Genomic DNA, 18541 nt, shown 5'->3' on the forward strand with positions numbered 1-18541 from the left:
GCCGTGTCACGCGGCAATCACGGCCCAAAACGGGCCCGACAAACGAGGCACAGACCTCAAAACAGCGGAGGTACTACAAAATGAAAATGAAACTGATGGCAAGCCTGCTTGCGGGAGCCACGCTTGTTGCGGGCGTGGCCAAGGCCGAGGAAACCATCTCGGCGGTGCATGCTTTCCCTGAAACGCTGATCTACACCAAGAGCTTCCTGAGCTTTGTCGACAAGGTCAACGAAGCGGGCAAGGGCGTGGTTCGGATCGATGTGCGCGGTGGTCCCGAGGCGATCGGCATGTTCCAGCAGCCTGATGCGGTGCGCGACGGGATCGTGGATATGGTCTATACCCCCGGCTCGTTCTACGGCGGTTCGCTGCCTGAAAAAGACGCCATGGTCGCCTCGAACCTGACAGCCGTGGAAACACGCGAAAACGGCGGCATCGCGCTGATCGACCAGATCCACCAGGAGAAGATGGGCCTGAAATACCTCGGCTGGTTCGACAGCGGCGTGTGCTACAACCTGTGGACCCGTGAAGAGCCGACCTTTGATGACGCGGGCAACCTCGAGGTCGAGGGGCTCAAGCTGCGCGGCAACAACGTCTACAACGCCTTCTTCACCAACTACCTGGGCGCGCAGGTGATCGACCTGCCCACCGGCGAGGTCTATTCGGCGCTGCAACGCGGTGTGGTGGATGCGACTGGCTGGACCCAGATCGGCCTGATCGACCTGAAGTGGAACGAATTCCTGAACTATCGGATCGAGCCGTGCTTCTTCTCGACCGACCTTGGCGTGATCGTGAACAACGACAAATGGAATTCGCTGTCCGAAGAGGCCCGCACAATCGTTCAGGATGTGGCCATCCAGCACGAGAAAGACAGCGTTGCCGCCCTGCGCGCCAAGCGTGACGAAGACTTCGCCGCGCTGGATGCGGCGGGCATGAAGGTTGTCTCGCTCGAAGGGGAGGCCAAGGCCAACTACCTTGCCGCGGCCCGTGAAAAGACCTGGGAGCGGATGAAAGAGGTGATGTCCGGTCAGCCCGGTGGCACCGCCAACTATGACCGCCTGATCGAGCTGTTCTACGATCTCGACGCAGCCAACTAAGCCCCTTTGCAGGCCTGCCCGTTCCGGGTGGGCCTGCTTTTTCGGAGTCCTCGGCAATGATCAACACGACCTACAAGGCACTGCTCTACGGCATGGCTGGCATATCGGGCCTCACGCTTGTGTGGATCATGGTGTCGGTGATTACCTCGGTGGTGATGCGAAACCTCGGGCTTCAGCCCTTCGCGTGGCTGTTCACCTCTGCTGAATACGGTCTTCTCTACATGACGATGCTCGGGGCGCCCTGGCTGGTGCGGGAAAAGGGCCATGTGCATATCGAACTGCTGACGGCCGCCTTGCCCGAAGGAGCCCGTCACCTGCTGAGCCGTGCCGTGGCCGCCGCCTGCGTCCTGGTCTGCGCGATCCTGACGTGGAAGGGCGCGGAGCTGGTGATGACCAATATCGCGCGCGGCGATTTCGACACCCGCGCCTATTATTTTCCGCGCTGGCTTCTGACCATCGCCTTCCCGCTGTCCTTTGGCCTGATGGCGGTTGAGTTCTCGCGTTTTGTCTTTGGCCAGGAATTGATGCATAGCGGCGAAGCAGGGATACACGAATAATGGAATGGTTCGAGGCGCTGGCCCTGTTGATCGGGACGATCATGTTGCTCATGGCGGTCGGGATGCCGATTGCCCTGGCCTTCCTGGCGGCCAATATCGTCGGCGCATGGGTCTTCATGGGCGGCGAACGCGGCGTGATGCAGCTTCTGAACAACGGCCTTGGCGCGCTCACCAAATATGCGCTGATGCCGATTCCGCTGTTCCTGCTAATGGGGGAGATCTTCTTTCACACGGGCCTTGGCGGGCGCATGTTCACCGCAATCGACAAGCTTCTGGGGCGCCTGCCGGGGCGGCTCAGCTATGTCACCGTGCTGGGCGGCACCGCCTTTTCCACGCTGTCGGGCTCTTCCATGGGCTCAACCGCGCTGCTTGGCTCGCTTATGGTGCCCGAGATGAGCCGCCGGGGCTATAAATCGCATATGAGCATCGGTCCGATCCTGGGCACGGGTGGTCTTGCGATCATCATTCCGCCCTCCGCGCTCGCCGTGCTTTTGGCGACCCTGGCGCAGATCGAGGTGGCGGCCCTGCTGATCGCGGGCGTGATCCCCGGCCTGATCCTGGCCGGTTTGTACATCGCCACGATCTGGCTGCAGACCCGGATCGATCCGACAGCCGCCCCTGCCTATGACGTGCCGCCTATGTCATTCGGGGCCAAGTTGAAACTGCTGTTGCGTGAAGTCATCCCGATGGTCAGCGTCATGGTCATCATCATCGCGCTGATGATCAAAGGCTTCGTCACCCCTTCCGAGGCCGCCGCCTTTGGCGCGCTCGGGGTGCTTATCTTGGCGGCCCTCTTTCGGTGCCTGACATGGGAGGCGATGAAGAAATCCGTTATCGGCGCGCTCAGGGTCACGCTGATGGCCTACCTCATCGTCTTTGGCTCGGCCACCTTCAGCCAGCTTCTGGCCTTCTCCGGGGCATCGCGCGGGCTGGTGCATTGGGCAACCAGCTTTGATCTTGCCCCTTTGGCGATGCTCTTGGTGATGTTTGCCGTGCTCTTGCTGCTGGGCATGTTCATGGAGCAGATCTCGATTATGCTCCTGACGGTACCGATCTTCTTTCCCTTGGCGCAGACGCTTGACTTCGATCCGATCTGGTTCGCGCTTATCATGCTTTTGTCGCTGGAGATCAGTTTTACCACGCCGCCCTTCGGATTGCTCCTGTTCGTCATGAAGGGTGTGGCACCTCCGGGAACGACCATGCGCGAGATCTACACCTCGGCCTTTCCGTTCATCTTCTGCTCGCTGTTGCTGGTGGCCTTGCTGATCGCCTTCCCGCAATTGGCGCTCTGGTTGCCGTCACTCTGACTGGGGGCGTCCGACTGGGCTGAACGATCCGGGGCGCCGGAGGATATGCTGTGAATTGGCCGCTGCTCTGCACCCGCGATGAGGACCCGGTGCCAAGACCGATCGGCCAAGGCAACCTCTTGATCGAGGAGCGCCGCGATCCAGACCTGCCCGGTGCGGGCCGTGGAGGGCGCAATCGCGTCGAAGGTCGCGCGGTCTTCCCCCCGGAAATCTTGCAGAGACTTTTCCAAAGACGCGAATACCCTGAGATACTTCCTGTCAGGACGCTGCGTTGCTTTCAGAAATCAGGGAGGAAGTGGCAGCCCGTAGGGGAATCGAACCCCTCTTTCCAGGTTGAAAACCTGGCGTCCTAACCGATAGACGAACGGGCCACTTTGGTGCGTGAGCGGTGTTTACTCAGTGTACTCTGGGGGCGCAAGAGTGTTTTTCGGGCAATTCGCAAGAAAATCCCCGGGGCCGGAAAACACCAGTCCGGGGCCACTCATTCCTTGCCGTTGCGCGCTCAATGGCAGATCTGGAGCACCCAGACCTGTCCTCGCAAGCATTAGCGACCATTACCTTTTCCGGAGCAGCCACCACGGGTTGAGAGAGGATCAGAGCAGCGCAGCGGCAGAGGAGGCGCGCCTTTCGGGGGCACCTCGTGTGCGTCCTGGCCAATGGTCAAAGATGCACGCCGACAGACATGTCACGTCGCTTCAAAGGTTGAGCGCTGGTGAATGATCTGGGGAAAGTGGCAGCCCGTAGGGGAATCGAACCCCTCTTTCCAGGTTGAAAACCTGGCGTCCTAACCGATAGACGAACGGGCCACTCTGGTGCGTGAGCGGTGTTTAGTTATTCCCGCTTTGCGCCGCAAGCGAAAAAATGCGCGCATCGAAAGATTCTTTTGCGCCCACCACAGAGGCGCCATCAGGCGGCTGGTGCGGCGTCTTCTAGGCGCAGTTGCGGGCTTTGGCGGCCTCCCCAGGTGTTGACCTCCAGCCGCCCGGCAAAATGGAACCTTGCACCGCCATGGTCGAGCAGGCGCTGCCCCATAGCCGTGTCGAAGGCCCCGAAACAGATCGCGTCGATGCCACCGCCCAGACCATCGCTGAGCGACAGTTTCAGGTGCGATTCTCCAACCCGCTTGGCAAAACGCACCTCAAGATCGCCAAAGGCATAGCGCGGGGCAGGGGCTCCGGCACCGAATGGGCCTGCCTGCTCGATCTGTTCGATCAGATCGACCGTGGCCGCACCGGGCATCAGCATGCCGTCCAGTTTCAGATCTGCGGGGCCGAGGTCGCCTGCGCCCTGTTTCGCCAGTAGATCGCCAAGGCGTGCCATCGCCTCTTCCAGCTTGTCGCGCGCCACCGTCAGGCCCGCCGCCATCTTGTGACCGCCGCCCTTGATCAGGTGGCCCTCGCTGGCGAGGCGCTGGATGGCAGCGCCAAGGTCGATGCCGCTGACCGACCGGCCCGATCCCTTGCCCTCGTCCCCGTCAAGGCCGATCACCACGGCAGGGCGGCCTGCGGCCTCTTTCAGGCGCGAGGCAACGATGCCGACGACGCCCGGATGCCAGCCTTCACCGGCGGCCCAGACCAGCGGTGCGTCCAGCCCGCGCGCCTCGGCCTGCTCCAGGGCGGCGGCGCGCACTGCGTTCTCGATGTCGCGGCGTTCGGTGTTCAGCTGGTCGAGCCGCTCGGCGAGCGCTGCGGCCTCATGCGGGTTGTCCGTCGCCAGGAGCCGCGCGCCCAGATCCGCCTTGCCGATGCGCCCGCCCGCATTGACCCGCGGGCCAAGCAGAAAGCCAAGGTGATAGGTGGAGGGCGCCGAATCCATCCGGCTGATATCGGCCAGCGCCACAAGCCCCACCCGTTTGCGCGCGGCCATGACCTTCAGCCCCTGGCGCACCAGCGCCCGGTTGGCCCCGATCAAGGGGGCCACATCAGCCACCGTCGCCAAGGCGACAAGGTCCAAAAGCGCCATCAGGTCCGGCCCGGTGCCCAGCCCCTTGTCGCGGGCCTGGCGGCGCACCTCCACCAGCATCAGGAAGACCACCCCTGCGGCGCAAAAGTAGCCCAGATCGCCCTCTTCGTCCTGCCGGTTGGGGTTCACCACGGCAACGCAGTCGGGCAGGGTCTCGCCGCCCAGGTGGTGGTCCAGCACGATGACATCGGCGCCCTTGGCAGCGGCGATGGGACCATGCGAAAGCGTGCCGCAATCGACGCAGACGATCAGGTCGTGGTCGCGGGCGAGCGCCGACATGGCGGCGTCATTCGGTCCGTAGCCTTCGTCGATACGGTCGGGGATATAGAGCGTCGCATCCTGCCCCATGGCGCGCAGCCAGACCAGGAGCAGCGCCGCCGAGCTGCCCCCGTCCACGTCGTAATCGGCAAAGACGGCAATGCGCTGGCGCTGCTCGACGGCCTGCAGGAAGCGCGCGGCGGCTGTCTCCATGTCCTTCATGCGGCGCGGGTCGGGCAGCAGATCCTTCAGGGCGGGCGCCAGAAACCCGGCGGCCTCATGGGCGGGCACACCGCGCCGGGCCAGCACCTGGCAGACGGCGGCGGGCAGGCCGGTCTGTTGCGCCATGCCTTCCGAGGCGCGCTGCTGATCGATGCCGGGGCCGACCCAGCGGCGCCCGGTGAGAGACTGTTCAACCCCAAGAAAGCTCAACCTGTCACTCCCATGAAAGAGGGCCGGATCCTGCCTGGACCCGGCCCTGGATGTTGCCAACCTGCTGGAGCCGCGCGGCAGGCGTGCTCCCTGTCAGAGGGCTATTTGGCTCAGGCCTTGGTCGCGACCGGGGTGCGGTAGGACATGCGGCGCACCGATCCGGTTTTCGAACGCATCAGAAGCGTGGTGGTCTCGACCCAGCCCGGCTCGCGCTTGATGCGCGGCAGGAGCGAGCCGCCGGTCACACCGGTGGCGGCAAAGATCACGTCCTGGGTGACCATCTCGTCGCGGCTGTAGACGCGGTCCAGATCGGTGATGCCCGCCTTGGCGGCGCGGCCCTTTTCATCGTCGTTGCGGAACAACAGGCGGCCGAAGATCTGCCCGCCCATGCATTTCAGCGCGGCTGCGGCCAGAACGCCTTCGGGCGCGCCGCCCTGGCCCATGTACATGTCGATACCGGTGATCTCGCTTTCGGCGCAATGCATGACGCCGGCCACGTCGCCATCGGTGATCAGGCGGATCGAGGCGCCGGTTTCACGTACCTCGGCGATCATCGCCTCGTGGCGGGGGCGTTCCAGAATGCAGACGGTGATATCGGAAGGCGCGCAGCCCTTGGCCTTGGCCAAGGCCTCGACCCGCTCCCGCGGGGACATGTCGAGCGAGACAACGCCTTCGGGATAGCCCGGACCGATGGCCAGCTTGTCCATGTAGGTGTCAGGGGCATGCAGCATCGAGCCGCGCGGACCCATGGCAATCACGGTCAGCGCGTTGGGCATGTCCTTGGCGGTCAGCGTGGTGCCTTCGAGCGGATCCAGCGCGATGTCCACGCCGGGGCCATTGCCGGTGCCGACCTCTTCGCCGATGAACAGCATCGGCGCCTCGTCGCGCTCGCCTTCGCCGATGACGACGACGCCTGCGATGTCCAAGAGGTTCAGCTGTTCGCGCATGGCGTTGACGGCGGCCTGATCGGCGGCCTTTTCATCGCCGCGCCCGATCAAAGAGGCCGAGGCCAGCGCAGCCTGCTCGGCGACCCGGGCCAGGCCAAGGGACAGCATGCGGTCGTGAAAGGGGGCGTCAGAGCTGGTCGAGGTCATACTCAATAATCCTGTGTCAATCCGTATGGGTTGCTTGTCGATACCCTGCGCGGGGGGCTTGGGGCAAGGGAGGAAGCGCGGATGCCTCCGCATTCGGAGGGCTTTCCGCGCGCTTGGGTGGGCTGTTCGCGGCTCAAAGTTCTTCGATGCGCAGGGCCACCGGCTCACCATCCACGACGCCGGTCGTGGTCAGACCGGCAAGGGCGTCGCCCAGCATGGCACTGGTGCATTTGTGGGTGACGATCAGCACCGGGGCGGTGGTGTCGGAATGGCCATATTGGCGCATCCGGTCGATGGAAACGCCGGCATCGCCCAGGGCGGCGGCGACCTTGGCCATGGCGCCCGGTTTGTCCTGCAGCGCAAGGCGCAGATAGTAGGGCGCGGGCAGGCCCGAGATGGCCGAGGGGGCTTCTTGCAGCGTGGTCGCAGGTTGGCCGAAGGTGGCGATGCGGAAGCCACGGGCGATATCGCAGATATCCCCCAGGACAGCGCTGGCGGTCGGGCCTTCACCGGCGCCGGGGCCGCGCAGCACGATCTGCTCGACCGCGTCGCCCTCGATCACCACCATGTTGGTGCCGCCTTCCAGCTGACCCAGGGGCGAATTCGCAGGCACCAGGCAGGGGGTCATCCGCTGTTCCAGACCGCGCGCGGATTTTCGGGCCACGCCCAAGAGCTTGATCCGGTAGCCCATATCGGCGGCATGGCGGATGTCCTCGATGGCGATGCGCTGGATGCCTTCCAGCTGCACATTGCCGAAATCGGGCTTGGTGCCAAAGGCGATCGCCGCCAGAAGCGCCAGCTTGTGACCGGCATCGATGCCGCCCACGTCCAGATTGGGATCTGCTTCCAGATAGCCGAGGCGGCCGCATTCCTCGAACAGGGCGTTATAGCCCTGTCCGGTGGCTTCCATCTGGGTCAGGATGTAGTTGCAGGTGCCGTTCATCACACCCATCACACGGGTGATCTCGTTGCCTGCCAGCCCTTCGGTCAGGGATTTGATCACCGGGATGCCCCCGGCCACGGCGGCCTCAAAGCGGATCACGCGGCCTGCGGCCTCGGCCTGTTCGGCCAGGGCCTGGCCGTGGATGGCCAAGAGCGCCTTGTTGGCGGTGACCACATCCTTGCCCGCTGCCAGCGCCGCCTCGGTCGCCGCCTTGGCCGCGCCTTCATGGCCGCCCATCAGTTCGACGAAGACATCGACATCATCGCGGGTGGCAAGCGCCACGGGATCGGTCTCCCAGGCATAGGAGGAGAGGGAGACGCCGCGATCCTTGCTGGCATCGCGGGCGGAGACCGCGCTGATCACCACCGGGCGGCCGGTCCGGGCCTCCAGCAATGCGGCCTGGCGGCGAATGATTCTCACCACGCCGACGCCAACCGTGCCCAAACCTGCAATCCCAAGGCGAAGCGGCTCTGTCATGGCGGGAGGTCCTTTGTCTCAACTCGTTTGCCCCGCCTTAGCCGGTTCGGGCCAGCGGTGCAACGCTGCGGGCACATGCAGGACAGAGAAAGCGGGGGCCAAAGGCGCATGGCGGCGAAAAACCGATCAGAACTGGGCGCGGCGCAGCGCCTCTGCGCGGGCTTTCAGCCGGGCGCTGCGCGCGTCCAACTGTCGTTCCAGCCGGAGGCTTTCCTCTTCGGGGGCAGGCAGGGGAGGAACGCTCTGCTCCAGCGGCATGAGAGCGGGATAGTCGGCGCCGCGCAGATCCGGCGTCAGCCGGTCTTCGATTTCAGGCACCCGCGTGCAGGCGGTGGCGGCAGCCGTCAACAGGACCAGCAGGGCCGTCCTGGAAAATCGGGTCTGCCATCCCGGCTGGACCATGGTGTCGCTCCTTCTTGCGCGGATCCTTGATGCACAATTGCAGGCTCTTGCACAAGCTGAGCTTTTTTCTGGCGGGGCTTTTTTCTGAACACGTGTTCAGATACTTTGGGCCCATGGCACGTACCCAAGGCTCTCATTCCGATATCACCGGCCCGCGCATCCGCGATGCAGCGCTCAGGCTATTTGCGCAGCATGGGTTTGCGGCGGTCTCGATGCGGCAGATCGCGGCCGAGGTCGGGGTGCAGGCCGGTGCGCTCTACAACTACACCTCGGACAAGCAGAGCCTGCTGTTCAGCCTGATGCGTCGCCACATGAGCGATCTGTTGGCGGCCTGGCAGGCCGAACCGGTGGCCGATGGCGCCCTGGACCGGCTGGAGCGCTTCGTGCGCTTTCACATTCGCTATCACATGGAGCGCCCGGATGCGGTATTCATCGCCTATATGGAGCTGCGCAACCTCTCGGAAGAGAATTTTGCCAGCATCGAATCCATGCGGCGCAGCTATGAGAACGCGCTGGAGGGCATTCTGAGGCAAGGGGTGGAAGAGGGCGCCTTCCAGATCCCGGACACCAAGATCGCGACCCTGGCCGTGATCGCCATGCTGAACGGTGTGATGACCTGGTATCGCGCGGGCGGGCGCCTGTCGCTGGAAGAGGTCGAAACGATCTACTGGGACATGGTGCGCAAGGCGGTGGCGGCCTGACGCCAGGCCCGCCCCGGCAGCCCGGGGCAGGGAGGCTTTCAGGTCAGTGCGCCGGTTTGATGAAGGTGCCGTTGTTCAGATCCCGGAAGGCCTGGCGCAGCTCGGCCTGGGTATTCATCACGATGGGGCCATGCCAGGCGACGGGCTCTTCGATCGGAGCGCCTGAAATCAACAGGAAGCGCACCCCATCCGGGCCGGCCTGAACGGTGATCTCCTCGCCGGTGCCGAACCGCACCAGGGTGCGGTCGCCGGACATGTCGCGGATATGCAGCTCTTCGCCCGCGACCTCTTTTTCCAGCAGAACCCCCTGCGGGCGCGAGGCATCGACAAAGGCGCCTTGGCCTTCAAAGATATAGGCAAATGCGCGCCGGTAGGTATCGATCTTGAAGGTCTTACGCACGCCGGCAGGCACGTAGACATCCAGATACTGCGGGTCTGCCGCGATCCCGTCCACCGGGCCTTTCTTGCCCCAGAACTCCCCCACGATGACCTTCACGCGGGTGCCGTCGTCGTCGATCACCTCGGGGATCTCCTTGCCCTGGACATCCTGATAGCGCGGGTCGGTCATCTTCTGGCTCGAAGGCAGGTTGCCCCAGAGCTGGAAGCCGTGCATCTGGCCCTGGGCGTTTCCCTTCGGCATCTCCTGATGCAGGATGCCGGAGCCGGCGGTCATCCATTGCACATCGCCTGCGCCCAGGGTGCCGGTATTGCCGAGCGAGTCGCCGTGCTCGACCGTGCCGGACAGGACATAGGTTATCGTCTCGATGCCGCGGTGGGGATGCCAGGGAAAGCCGCGCAGGTAGTCCTGCGGGAATTCGTTGCGGAAATCGTCAAACAGCAGGAAGGGGTCCAGCTCGCTTGGATCCTGAAAGCCAAAGGCACGGTGCAGCTTCACACCTGCGCCCTCCATCGTGGGCATGGCGCTGCGGGTCTCAAGTATCGGTCTGATCGACATCGGATGGCTCCTGGCCTGTTCGCGTTTGCCTAAAGATAGGAGCCAATGGCTGGGGCGCAAATCCCCATCCTGCGACAGAGACTGTGCGCCATCGCGCAAGTGGGGGGAGGTCGCGAACGGTCCGACGCTGTCGTTTTCCGAGAGGTTTGCCGCTGTGATCCCCTGCAAGCTGGATTGGCAATGAGGAGGCGGAAGCGAGGGTGCCACCATGACTGAGGGATTGAAGACCGGCTTTATCGGGCTCGGCAATGTGGGCGGCAAGCTGGCGGGCAGCCTCTTGCGCAATGGCGTGGACCTGTCGGTGCATGACCTCGATCCGGCGCGGGTTGCCGATTTCGTCGCCCGCGGCGGCGCGGCGGGGGCATCGCCTGCCGCGCTGATGCAGGCCTGCGATGTGGTGATCACCTGCCTGCCGTCGCCTGCTGCATGCGATGCGGTGATGCAGGAGATGCTGCCCCATGTGGCCGAGGGCAAGATCTGGATCGAGATGTCGACCACGGACGAGGCCGAAGTGCGCCGTCTGGCACAGGCGGTCGAGGCGCGCGGTGGTCTGGCGATGGAATGCCCCGTTTCGGGGGGCTGCCATCGCGCCGACACCGGCAATATCTCGATCTTTGCGGGCGGGCCGCGCGACGGCTTCGAGCGGGTGCTGCCGCTGTTGACGATCCTGGGGCGCCGCGTGCTCCACACCGGGGAGATCGGCACCGCAAGCACGCTGAAGGTGATGACCAACTACCTGGCGACGGCGAATCTTTTGACCCTGTGCGAAGCGCTGACCACGATGAAGGCGGCAGGGCTGGACCTGGCCACAACCTACGAGGCGATCCGGATCAGTTCGGGCACCTCATTTGTACATGAAACCGAAAGCCAGCTGATCCTGTCGGGCAGCCGTGACGTGAATTTCACCATGGATCTGGTGCTCAAGGACATCGGCCTGTTCCAGGCGATCGCCGAACGCAATGCGGTGCCGCTGGAGCTGTCGCCCGAGGTGATCCGCATCATGCAGGACGGCCAGGCGCGCTATGGCAGCCGCGCGCAGTCGGATCGGATCATCGAACGGCTGGAAGAGGCGGCGGGCGTCAGCGTATTGGCCGATGGCTTCCCGCAGGAGCTGGTCGACGAAGAGCCCGAGGAACGTGGTCACGAGGTGCGGATCCGCAGGGCCGCAGCAGAATAGGGCGCTTAGGATCCGCCCGGCATTCACAGGGCCGCGATACGAGGGCTGTTCGTCCGCCGCGTTTCACGCTATGCCGCGCCACAACAGGTCACAGGAGGCAGCGACATGGCGGAAGAGGTGGTGACAACGATCGAGGCGTCGGGACCCCGGCGTGTCATGGGGGTCGGCATGCTGGCCGCCGTTGGCGTGATCCTGCTCTATGTGGCCTTTTCATCGCCGCCCTCGGCCGCCTGGCTGGTGTTCCTGCTGGCGGTGGGGCTGGGCGCTCTCTGGCTGGCCGCGCGCATGTGGCAGGCGACCGCCTATCGGATCGAGCTGACCGAAGAGGTGTTGCGTTGCTCGGACGGGACCGAGATTGCCCGCATCGCCGATATCGAAGCCATCGACCGCGGCTTTTTTGCCTTCAAGCCCTCCAACGGTTTCCTGATGCGCCGCAAGACGCCGGGTCCGCGCGCCTGGTTCCCGGGACTGTGGTGGCGTATGGGGCGCCGGATCGGGGTCGGAGGTGTCACCCCAGGCTCTCAGAGCAAGGCGATGTCGGAAATCCTGGCGGCGATGATCGCGCGGCGCGATCTTGGCACGACGCTGGACGACTGACCACCGGACGACTGACCATTGGTCAATGGTAACTGGTAACTGGCCGATGATCTGTGACGACAGGCGCAGGATGAGGGTGGCGTGCGCCTCGTCGGTCACGCCTCCTCGGGTCATGCCTGTCTAGTCGACCACGCCAGTATCGCCAGCGCCGTCGTCGTGGCTGCCCCCGGCATCGACGTCGCCCTCAAATCGCACCAGCGGCGCAAAACGCGGGCGGGTGAAGACGAAGTTGTTGATGTCCAGGTCCGGCAGTCCGACCCGAAAGGCGGGTGTCACCTGGTTGCGGGTCTCCACCAGGATCACGCGCTCCTGATCGGGCATGTTGGGCAGGTCGTCCTTGACGTTGGAAATCGTGCCATCGGTCCATTGTTCCAGCGCGCCGCCGCGCACTGCGGACCAGTCCACGTAGTAGCGCTGATCATCCTCATCCCAACGGATCACCGAAACCCGCAGGCTCATGTTGGAATCCGACCGGATCAGCAGCTTGGTCATCTCATACATGCTGTCGATATAGTCGTTGTTGAGCGCGGTGGTCTCCCGCGAGATCAGGTCCGATACCGTATAGGCGGCCTTCAGGTTCACGCTTTCCTGACGGAAGGCATCGAAGAAGGTGTAAAAGGCGGCAAAGACCCCCAGAAGCAGCGGCGCATAGATCGCGAATTCGATCGAGACCGAGCCGTCGCTGTCGCGGGAGAATGTCTTCAGGCGGTGGCGCAGGGCGTGAAACATGGGCTTACCTCGGCTCCTGAACAAAGGCCGATGCGGCAAAGAGGCTCACGCGACCGTCCGCGTCCTTGCCAAGGCTGCCGCCCAGCCCCCAATCGGAAAAGATCGGTGAGAACTTCATGCAGGCGCGGATCAGCATCAGCTGGTTGGATTGACCGCTGGTGAAGGTGCGCACCGGCTGAACCTCTTCGATGCGGCTGACGCAGTCGGGCGTGGCATTCACGCCGGTCCAGTTGAAGGGATCGAGCCGCACCATTTCAAGGCGCAGCGAGGTGGCGCAATTGTCGATGAAACCGGACCGGGCGCAGACCTCGTCGCGGATCGCGTCATGCTGGGCGGCGGCCCCGGTCGAAAGCCGGATGCCGCGTACGGTCTGATCCAGGGCGCGTTCCAGCTGCGACTGGCGGATATTGATCAGCCCCAGTTCCACCGTGGACATCAGGATCATCAGGAAGGCCGGGATGATGATCGCGAATTCCAGCGAGGCATTGCCGTCTTCGCGCTGGCGGAACCGTCTGAGTGCAGTGTGGCATCGGCGTATCATTGGGTCAGCCTCAGCTGGCGGATGGAAGTTGCGATGGAGGCAAAGGCATCGGAGATTTCCAACCCGTCCACGTCAAAGTAATGGGCATCCGAGCTGGCGCAGTCCTGCAGCACCGCCACGCCGTCGCTGGGGGCCTCGAAGCCGATGGTGTAGACGATGATGCCCTGGTCCTTGGCCGCCTGGCAGATGGCACGGGTGCGGGCGTTCTTGGTCGAATTGCCGTAGGAGGAATAGACGTAGTTGTACCAGTAGGTGCGCGCATAGGAGCGGCCCATTGCGTTGGAGAACATGTAATAGACTGATTTGACCGAGGTGTAGGCATAGAGATCGCCGAAATTCAGCTCCGCGACGGTGCCGCCCTCGGTCGCGGTGCGCCTGCAGCTGCCATAATACCATTGATAGCAATACTCGGTGCCGGGGGAGGCGCCATAGGGATGATCCATCCAGATCCCGCGATTGTGCCAGTAGTAGCGGTTGTTGTGCGGGTCATAGGTGGAATAGACGCCCTGCTCGGGGTTGTACCATACGCCGGTGGCCCCGCTGCGATAGTCTTCGTTCATGTAGTATTGCGAGGTGTTCTGCCCGTCGGTCATCAGCACGATGACCTTGATGGTCTCGAAATCGTTGTATTCTGCGGGGCGTGCGCTGAAATCGCTGGGGACAATCGTGTCGGCGCCGGTGGCAAGCGCGTTGATTGCGGGGCGCGCGCTGGGATCCAGAAGGGCGGTACCCCATTTCATGCCGACATCAATGGAGGTATTGCCCCAGGCCGTTAGGCTCTGGATGAAGTTCTTGAGCGTGGTTGCGTTTTTTTCAAACAGCAGCACTTCCCGGTCTTCGTCGTGGGAACAGACTTCCTGATTGATGAGCGTGCCGCTGGACCGGTAATCACTCCCCGACCAAGGGCTGAACAGCATCGAACCTTGCAGGGCTTCGGTCGTGGATAGCGCGGTGGTGTCGAAATGGTCACTCTGGAAGTTCACGCAGTTGGCATAGGTCTGTGGGCGGTCGATATTGTATTGCTCGGCCAGTTCATCCGGGATCGAGACCTGCGTCGCATAAGGGACGATGGAAACCGACATCTTTCCGTCGGTGGTATTGGCCACCATCGTATCGATGAAATCCTTGGCCGCGACCTTGAGATTGGTCAGGCGGCTGTTGGAGTTCATGGACCCAGACACATCCAGCACCAGCGAGATTTCCAGCCCGTCGATGCTTTCTTCGGCGCGGGCATTGGCATGCAGCGGCATGTTGGCGCCGCCCGAGAATTCCAGCATATGGGTGTCAAAGGTGGTGTTGATCGTGCTTTCCACCTTCTTGTAGCCCAGGCCCTGCTCCACGATGGGGGGCTGGTAATACTCATCCAGACCCGCCTTGCTGAGGTAGTCCTGAACCACCAAGGCCGGGGACAGGGGTTGATCCAGGTCGGCGGCGGCCAGAACCGCGCGGTCCAGGGTATACTGCAGTATGGTCCGGTCCCGCTCCATCCGCATCAGGTCGATGCCGATGCCGCCGATCGCCAGCATGGCCAGAAAGAAGAAGATGGTCGGCGCGGCCATGGCGCCACTGTCGTCGCGTGCAAAGTCGCGCAGCCGAACCGCCTGCGCGCTCAGAACGCTATGCTTTGGGCCTTTTTCGGTCTTGCCACGCGCACACATGCAACACACCCCCATGTCCCGTGCCGTCAATCAGGGCGCACTCCGCCCTTTCGCAACTGGTCTTCATGATTGCTTGGGGAAGATGGCGGAAATGGGGCGCGGCCTGGGCGAAACCTTAACGATTGTGACCTGACCTGGGATCAATGAGGGGTGGTGAATGAGGGATTGTTTCCCCTGGGGAAATAGTATCGGTTCAGAAGGATATCGAATCACTAGACCAATGCGTTCGAGGCGATTCTTTTTATTGGAATGGTAAAAAAGGTCGCAGGTCTTAAACTTCCATGCACAGAGTTGCCTTAGATTTGATCATGAGTCGTTGCAAAAGCACGGAGAAATGCCAATGAGCAGCCAGAACGAACCCAGTTTCCGCGAGAGTGTAGATTTGATGTTCAACCGCGCGGTCTCCATCATGGACCTGCCGCCGGGGCTGGAGGAAAAGATCCGGGTCTGCAATGCGACCTATACCGTGCGGTTCGGCGTGCGCCTGCGGGGCAAGATCCAGACCTTCACCGGCTATCGCTCGGTCCACTCCGAACATATGGAGCCAGTGAAGGGTGGTATCCGCTACGCACTTGGCGTCAACCAGGACGAGGTCGAGGCGCTGGCGGCGCTGATGACCTACAAATGTGCCCTGGTGGAGGCGCCCTTTGGTGGCTCCAAGGGGGGGCTGTGCATCGATCCGCGCGAATATGAGGAACACGAGCTGGAGCTGATCACCCGCCGCTTTGCCTATGAGCTGGCCAAGCGCGACCTGATCCACCCCAGCCAGAACGTGCCCGCCCCCGACATGGGCACGGGCGAACGGGAAATGGCCTGGATCGCGGATCAATACGCGCGGATGAACACCACCGACATCAACGCCCGCGCCTGTGTCACCGGCAAGCCCTTGAATGCCGGCGGCATCGCGGGCCGGGTCGAGGCGACGGGCCGCGGCGTGCAATACGCTCTACGCGAGTTCTTCCGCCACCCCGAGGATATCGCCAAGGCGGGTCTCTCTGGCAAGCTCGACGGCAAGCGCGTGATCGTGCAGGGCCTCGGCAATGTGGGCTATCACGCCGCCAAGTTCCTGAGCGAGGAAGACGGCGCCCTGATCACCGGCATCATCGAACGCGACGGCGCCCTGCACCGCGAAGAGGGGCTGGATGTGGAGGCCGTGCGCAACTGGATCGTCAAACATGGCGGCATTGCCGGTTATCCGGATGCGACCCATACCGCCGATGGTGCCACCCTGCTGGAGCAGGAGTGCGATATCCTGATCCCGGCGGCGCTGGAAGGCGTCATCAACATGTCCAACGCCGCACGTATCAAGGCGCCGCTGATCATCGAGGCCGCCAACGGCCCGGTGACCGCCGGCGCGGATGAGATCCTGCGCGAAAAGGGCACGGTGATCATCCCCGACATGTATGCCAACGCGGGCGGTGTGACCGTCTCCTATTTCGAATGGGTCAAGAACCTCAGCCACATCCGCTTTGGCCGCATGCAGCGCCGCCAGGAAGAGGCGCGCCACCAGCTGGTGGTGGACGAACTGGAGAAACTGTCGGAAAGCCTTGGCAAGACCTGGACGCTGGATCCGCGCTTCAAGGAGAAATACCTGCGCGGCGCCGATGAGCTGGAACTGGTGCGCTCGGGGCTCGATGACACCATGCGCATCGCTTATCAGTCCATGCGCGAGGTCTGGCATGCACGCGACGACGTGATGGACCTGCGCACGGCGGCCTATCTGGTGTCGATCGAAAAGGTCGCCGCCAGCTACCGTGCCAAGGGGCTGTAGCGCGCATTCAGCCTTAGCTTTTGGGATGTGGCGGGCCGTTGTGTCCGCCATTTTCTTTTCCCGGCGCCTTTTGTCCGGGCGGTATGTTCCTTTTTGCCGCCCTTGCCCACTTGCGCCACGAAGCGTCGCATTCAGAACTAGACAGGACTGCCCAGAAATCGTCGACTGCGCCGGTAGCGGCTTGGCTCGTTTCGACTTTCCCGCAAAAGGGGGTAGGAGCGGACCCGCAAAGGCGCTAGCACTAGGGCAAGATCTGCGGCGGGCATTGCGGCCTGCAGGTGCGACGGAGAGGTGGAGGTCACGATATGCGGTTTTCCGGATGGCGGGTGCTGAAGGAAGGGCTGACCGGCAACAAGGGCTGGCGCCCTCATTGGCGCGATCCCGATCCCAAGCGCGAATATGATGTGATCATCATCGGTGGCGGCGGCCACGGGCTGGCCACGGCCTATTACCTGGCTGCCGAACACGGCATCACCAATGTCGCGGTGCTGGAGCGCGGCTATATCGGCGGCGGCAATGTCGGGCGCAACACCACCATCGTGCGCGCCAATTACTACCTGCCGGGCAACTCCGAGTTCTATTCCCATAGCCTGCGTCTGTGGGAGAGCCTGGAGCAGGAGTTGAACTATAACGCCATGATGTCCCAGCGCGGCATCCTCAACCTGTTTCACAATGACGGGCAGCGCGATGCCATCGTGCGGCGTGGCAACTCCATCATCAACCAGGGCGACGATGCGGAACTGCTGGACCGCGAAGGCGTGCGGCGCATGGCGCCCTATCTCAACTTTGACAACAACCGTTTCCCGATCATGGGCGCGCTGTTGCAGCGCCGGGCGGGCACCGCGCGCCATGATGCGGTGGCCTGGGGCTTTGCCCGTGGCGCCGACATGCGCGGGGTGGATCTGATCCAGAACTGCGAGGTAACGGGCATCGATGTGGAGAACGGCCGCGTCACCGGCGTGCAGACCGTGCGCGGCCCGATCCGCGCCAAGAAGGTGGCACTGGCGGCGGCCGGGCGTTCGGGGCAGGTGGCGGAGATGGCGGGGCTGACCCTGCCGATCGAAAGCCACGTGCTGCAGGCCTTTGTCTCGGAAGGGGTGAAGCCGCTGATCGACCACGTCATCACCTTTGCCGAGGGGCATCTCTATATCAGCCAGTCCGACAAGGGCGGGCTGGTCTTTGGCAGCTACCTTGATTTCTACAGCTCCTACGCGGCGCGGGGGAACCTGCCGATGGTCGAACACACGATGGAGACCTGCATGGCCATGGTTCCTGCCGTGGGCAAGGCGCGGCTGTTGCGCAGCTGGGGCGGCATCATGGATATGACGCCGGATGGATCGCCCATCATCGACCATTCCCCCATAGACGGGCTCTATCTCAATTGCGGCTGGTGCTATGGCGGCTTCAAGGCAACGCCGGGGTCAGGCAATGTCTATGCCCACCTCATCGCCACCGACCGCCCGCATGGCGCCGCGACCCGGTTCAAGCTGGACCGCTTCCGCAGCGGTATCGGCCTCATGGACGAGGAGGGGACCGGTGCCCAGCACAATTTGCACTAGGTGCGTTGCCGTCGTCATGACAGAGCCAAAGATCGACTATTCAGGGGAGCGGCAGACATGAGGATCACCTGTCCCATTTGCGGCGAAAGGGACCGCCGCGAGTTCACCTATCGCGGTGCGGCCCTTCCGCGCCCTGCCGAGGATGCCGGTCTGGACGCCTGGCACCGGTACGTAAACCTGCGCGAAAACCCGGCAGGCCCGCTGGATGAACTCTGGTATCACGAGATGGGCTGCGGGGCCTGGCTGAAGGTGCGCCGCAACACGGCCACCCATGAGGTCCTTGAGGTATCGCTTGCCTCTGAGGCGGGTCTTGGAGGTGCGGCATGA

At 63.3% G+C, this 18541-nt stretch carries 17 protein-coding genes and 2 tRNA genes; 9 read left to right on the plus strand and 10 right to left on the minus strand.

Annotation, left to right across the window (positions count from 1 at the left end; translation table 11 throughout):
* The first annotated feature begins 80 nt into the window (after window positions 1-80).
* From dctP to PXK01_RS16025, 3 genes are read left to right on the plus strand one after another with little or no spacing between them, the layout of a single operon-like run.
* Complete coding sequence (gene dctP / locus PXK01_RS16015) at window positions 81-1094, plus strand: TRAP transporter substrate-binding protein DctP (protein WP_274849391.1); 1014 nt, start codon at window positions 81-83, stop codon at window positions 1092-1094.
* 56 nt (window positions 1095-1150) lie between these two features.
* The gene (locus tag PXK01_RS16020) at window positions 1151-1651 is read left to right on the plus strand and encodes a TRAP transporter small permease (protein WP_274849392.1); all 501 of its coding nucleotides are present in this window, start codon (window positions 1151-1153) and stop codon (window positions 1649-1651) included.
* Window positions 1651-2958: a TRAP transporter large permease gene (locus PXK01_RS16025; protein WP_274849393.1), complete on the plus strand. Its 1308-nt coding sequence runs from the start codon at window positions 1651-1653 to the stop codon at window positions 2956-2958. Before PXK01_RS16020 ends, PXK01_RS16025 begins: the two co-directional genes overlap by 1 nt.
* Before the next feature lie 296 nt (window positions 2959-3254).
* Here PXK01_RS16025 and PXK01_RS16030 read toward each other — a convergent pair.
* From PXK01_RS16030 to PXK01_RS16055, 6 genes are all read right to left on the minus strand, one after another.
* Window positions 3255-3329, minus strand: a tRNA-Glu gene (locus tag PXK01_RS16030).
* Window positions 3330-3689: 360 nt separating this feature from the next.
* Window positions 3690-3764, minus strand: a tRNA-Glu gene (locus PXK01_RS16035).
* A gap of 100 nt (window positions 3765-3864) precedes the next feature.
* Complete coding sequence (gene recJ, locus PXK01_RS16040; protein ID WP_274849395.1) at window positions 3865-5610, minus strand: single-stranded-DNA-specific exonuclease RecJ; 1746 nt, start codon at window positions 5608-5610, stop codon at window positions 3865-3867.
* Between the two features lie 110 nt (window positions 5611-5720).
* A complete protein-coding gene (glpX, locus tag PXK01_RS16045) occupies window positions 5721-6704 on the minus strand; it encodes a class II fructose-bisphosphatase (RefSeq protein ID WP_274860851.1) in 984 nt (327 codons plus the stop codon).
* Window positions 6705-6837: 133 nt separating this feature from the next.
* Window positions 6838-8124 (minus strand): homoserine dehydrogenase, encoded by a 1287-nt coding sequence (locus tag PXK01_RS16050; RefSeq protein ID WP_274849397.1) that lies wholly within the window; start codon window positions 8122-8124, stop codon window positions 6838-6840.
* 126 nt (window positions 8125-8250) lie between these two features.
* Window positions 8251-8526 carry a hypothetical protein gene (locus PXK01_RS16055; RefSeq protein WP_274849398.1) on the minus strand — a complete coding sequence of 92 codons (276 nt, stop codon included), beginning with the start codon at window positions 8524-8526 and terminating at the stop codon, window positions 8251-8253.
* 113 nt (window positions 8527-8639) lie between these two features.
* On the opposite strand from PXK01_RS16055, the gene PXK01_RS16060 reads away from it, so the two are divergent.
* Window positions 8640-9227 (plus strand): TetR/AcrR family transcriptional regulator, encoded by a 588-nt coding sequence (locus PXK01_RS16060; protein ID WP_274849399.1) that lies wholly within the window; start codon window positions 8640-8642, stop codon window positions 9225-9227.
* A gap of 43 nt (window positions 9228-9270) precedes the next feature.
* Here the strand turns inward: PXK01_RS16060 and PXK01_RS16065 are convergent, their stop codons facing one another.
* A complete protein-coding gene (locus tag PXK01_RS16065; RefSeq protein WP_274849400.1) occupies window positions 9271-10182 on the minus strand; it encodes a pirin family protein in 912 nt (303 codons plus the stop codon).
* Between the two features lie 220 nt (window positions 10183-10402).
* On the opposite strand from PXK01_RS16065, the gene PXK01_RS16070 reads away from it, so the two are divergent.
* Together PXK01_RS16070 and PXK01_RS16075 are read left to right on the plus strand one after the other, a co-directional pair.
* Entirely contained in the window at window positions 10403-11359 is a 957-nt protein-coding gene (locus PXK01_RS16070) for an NAD(P)-dependent oxidoreductase (protein ID WP_274860864.1), read from the plus strand.
* A gap of 105 nt (window positions 11360-11464) precedes the next feature.
* Window positions 11465-11956 (plus strand): hypothetical protein, encoded by a 492-nt coding sequence (locus tag PXK01_RS16075; RefSeq protein WP_274849401.1) that lies wholly within the window; start codon window positions 11465-11467, stop codon window positions 11954-11956.
* A gap of 120 nt (window positions 11957-12076) precedes the next feature.
* Here the strand turns inward: PXK01_RS16075 and PXK01_RS16080 are convergent, their stop codons facing one another.
* From PXK01_RS16080 to PXK01_RS16090, 3 genes are read right to left on the minus strand one after another with little or no spacing between them, the layout of a single operon-like run.
* Complete coding sequence (locus tag PXK01_RS16080) at window positions 12077-12685, minus strand: TadE/TadG family type IV pilus assembly protein (protein ID WP_274849402.1); 609 nt, start codon at window positions 12683-12685, stop codon at window positions 12077-12079.
* A 4-nt stretch (window positions 12686-12689) separates the two neighbouring features.
* A complete protein-coding gene (locus PXK01_RS16085) occupies window positions 12690-13226 on the minus strand; it encodes a TadE/TadG family type IV pilus assembly protein (protein ID WP_274849403.1) in 537 nt (178 codons plus the stop codon).
* Window positions 13223-14884 (minus strand): TadE/TadG family type IV pilus assembly protein, encoded by a 1662-nt coding sequence (locus tag PXK01_RS16090; protein ID WP_274860852.1) that lies wholly within the window; start codon window positions 14882-14884, stop codon window positions 13223-13225. The genes PXK01_RS16085 and PXK01_RS16090 overlap by 4 nt, the downstream gene beginning before the upstream one ends.
* A gap of 340 nt (window positions 14885-15224) precedes the next feature.
* On the opposite strand from PXK01_RS16090, the gene PXK01_RS16095 reads away from it, so the two are divergent.
* From PXK01_RS16095 to PXK01_RS16105, 3 genes are all read left to right on the plus strand, one after another.
* Window positions 15225-16655, plus strand: coding sequence for a Glu/Leu/Phe/Val family dehydrogenase (locus PXK01_RS16095; RefSeq protein WP_274849405.1), 1431 nt, complete (start codon window positions 15225-15227; stop codon window positions 16653-16655).
* Window positions 16656-16960: 305 nt separating this feature from the next.
* Entirely contained in the window at window positions 16961-18214 is a 1254-nt protein-coding gene (locus PXK01_RS16100; RefSeq protein WP_274860854.1) for a sarcosine oxidase subunit beta family protein, read from the plus strand.
* A gap of 57 nt (window positions 18215-18271) precedes the next feature.
* Window positions 18272-18541, plus strand: coding sequence for a sarcosine oxidase subunit delta (locus PXK01_RS16105; RefSeq protein WP_274849407.1), 270 nt, complete (start codon window positions 18272-18274; stop codon window positions 18539-18541).

Origin of the sequence: Phaeobacter sp. PT47_59 (genome assembly GCF_028890025.1) — a bacterium.
GTDB lineage: Bacteria > Pseudomonadota > Alphaproteobacteria > Rhodobacterales > Rhodobacteraceae > Phycobacter.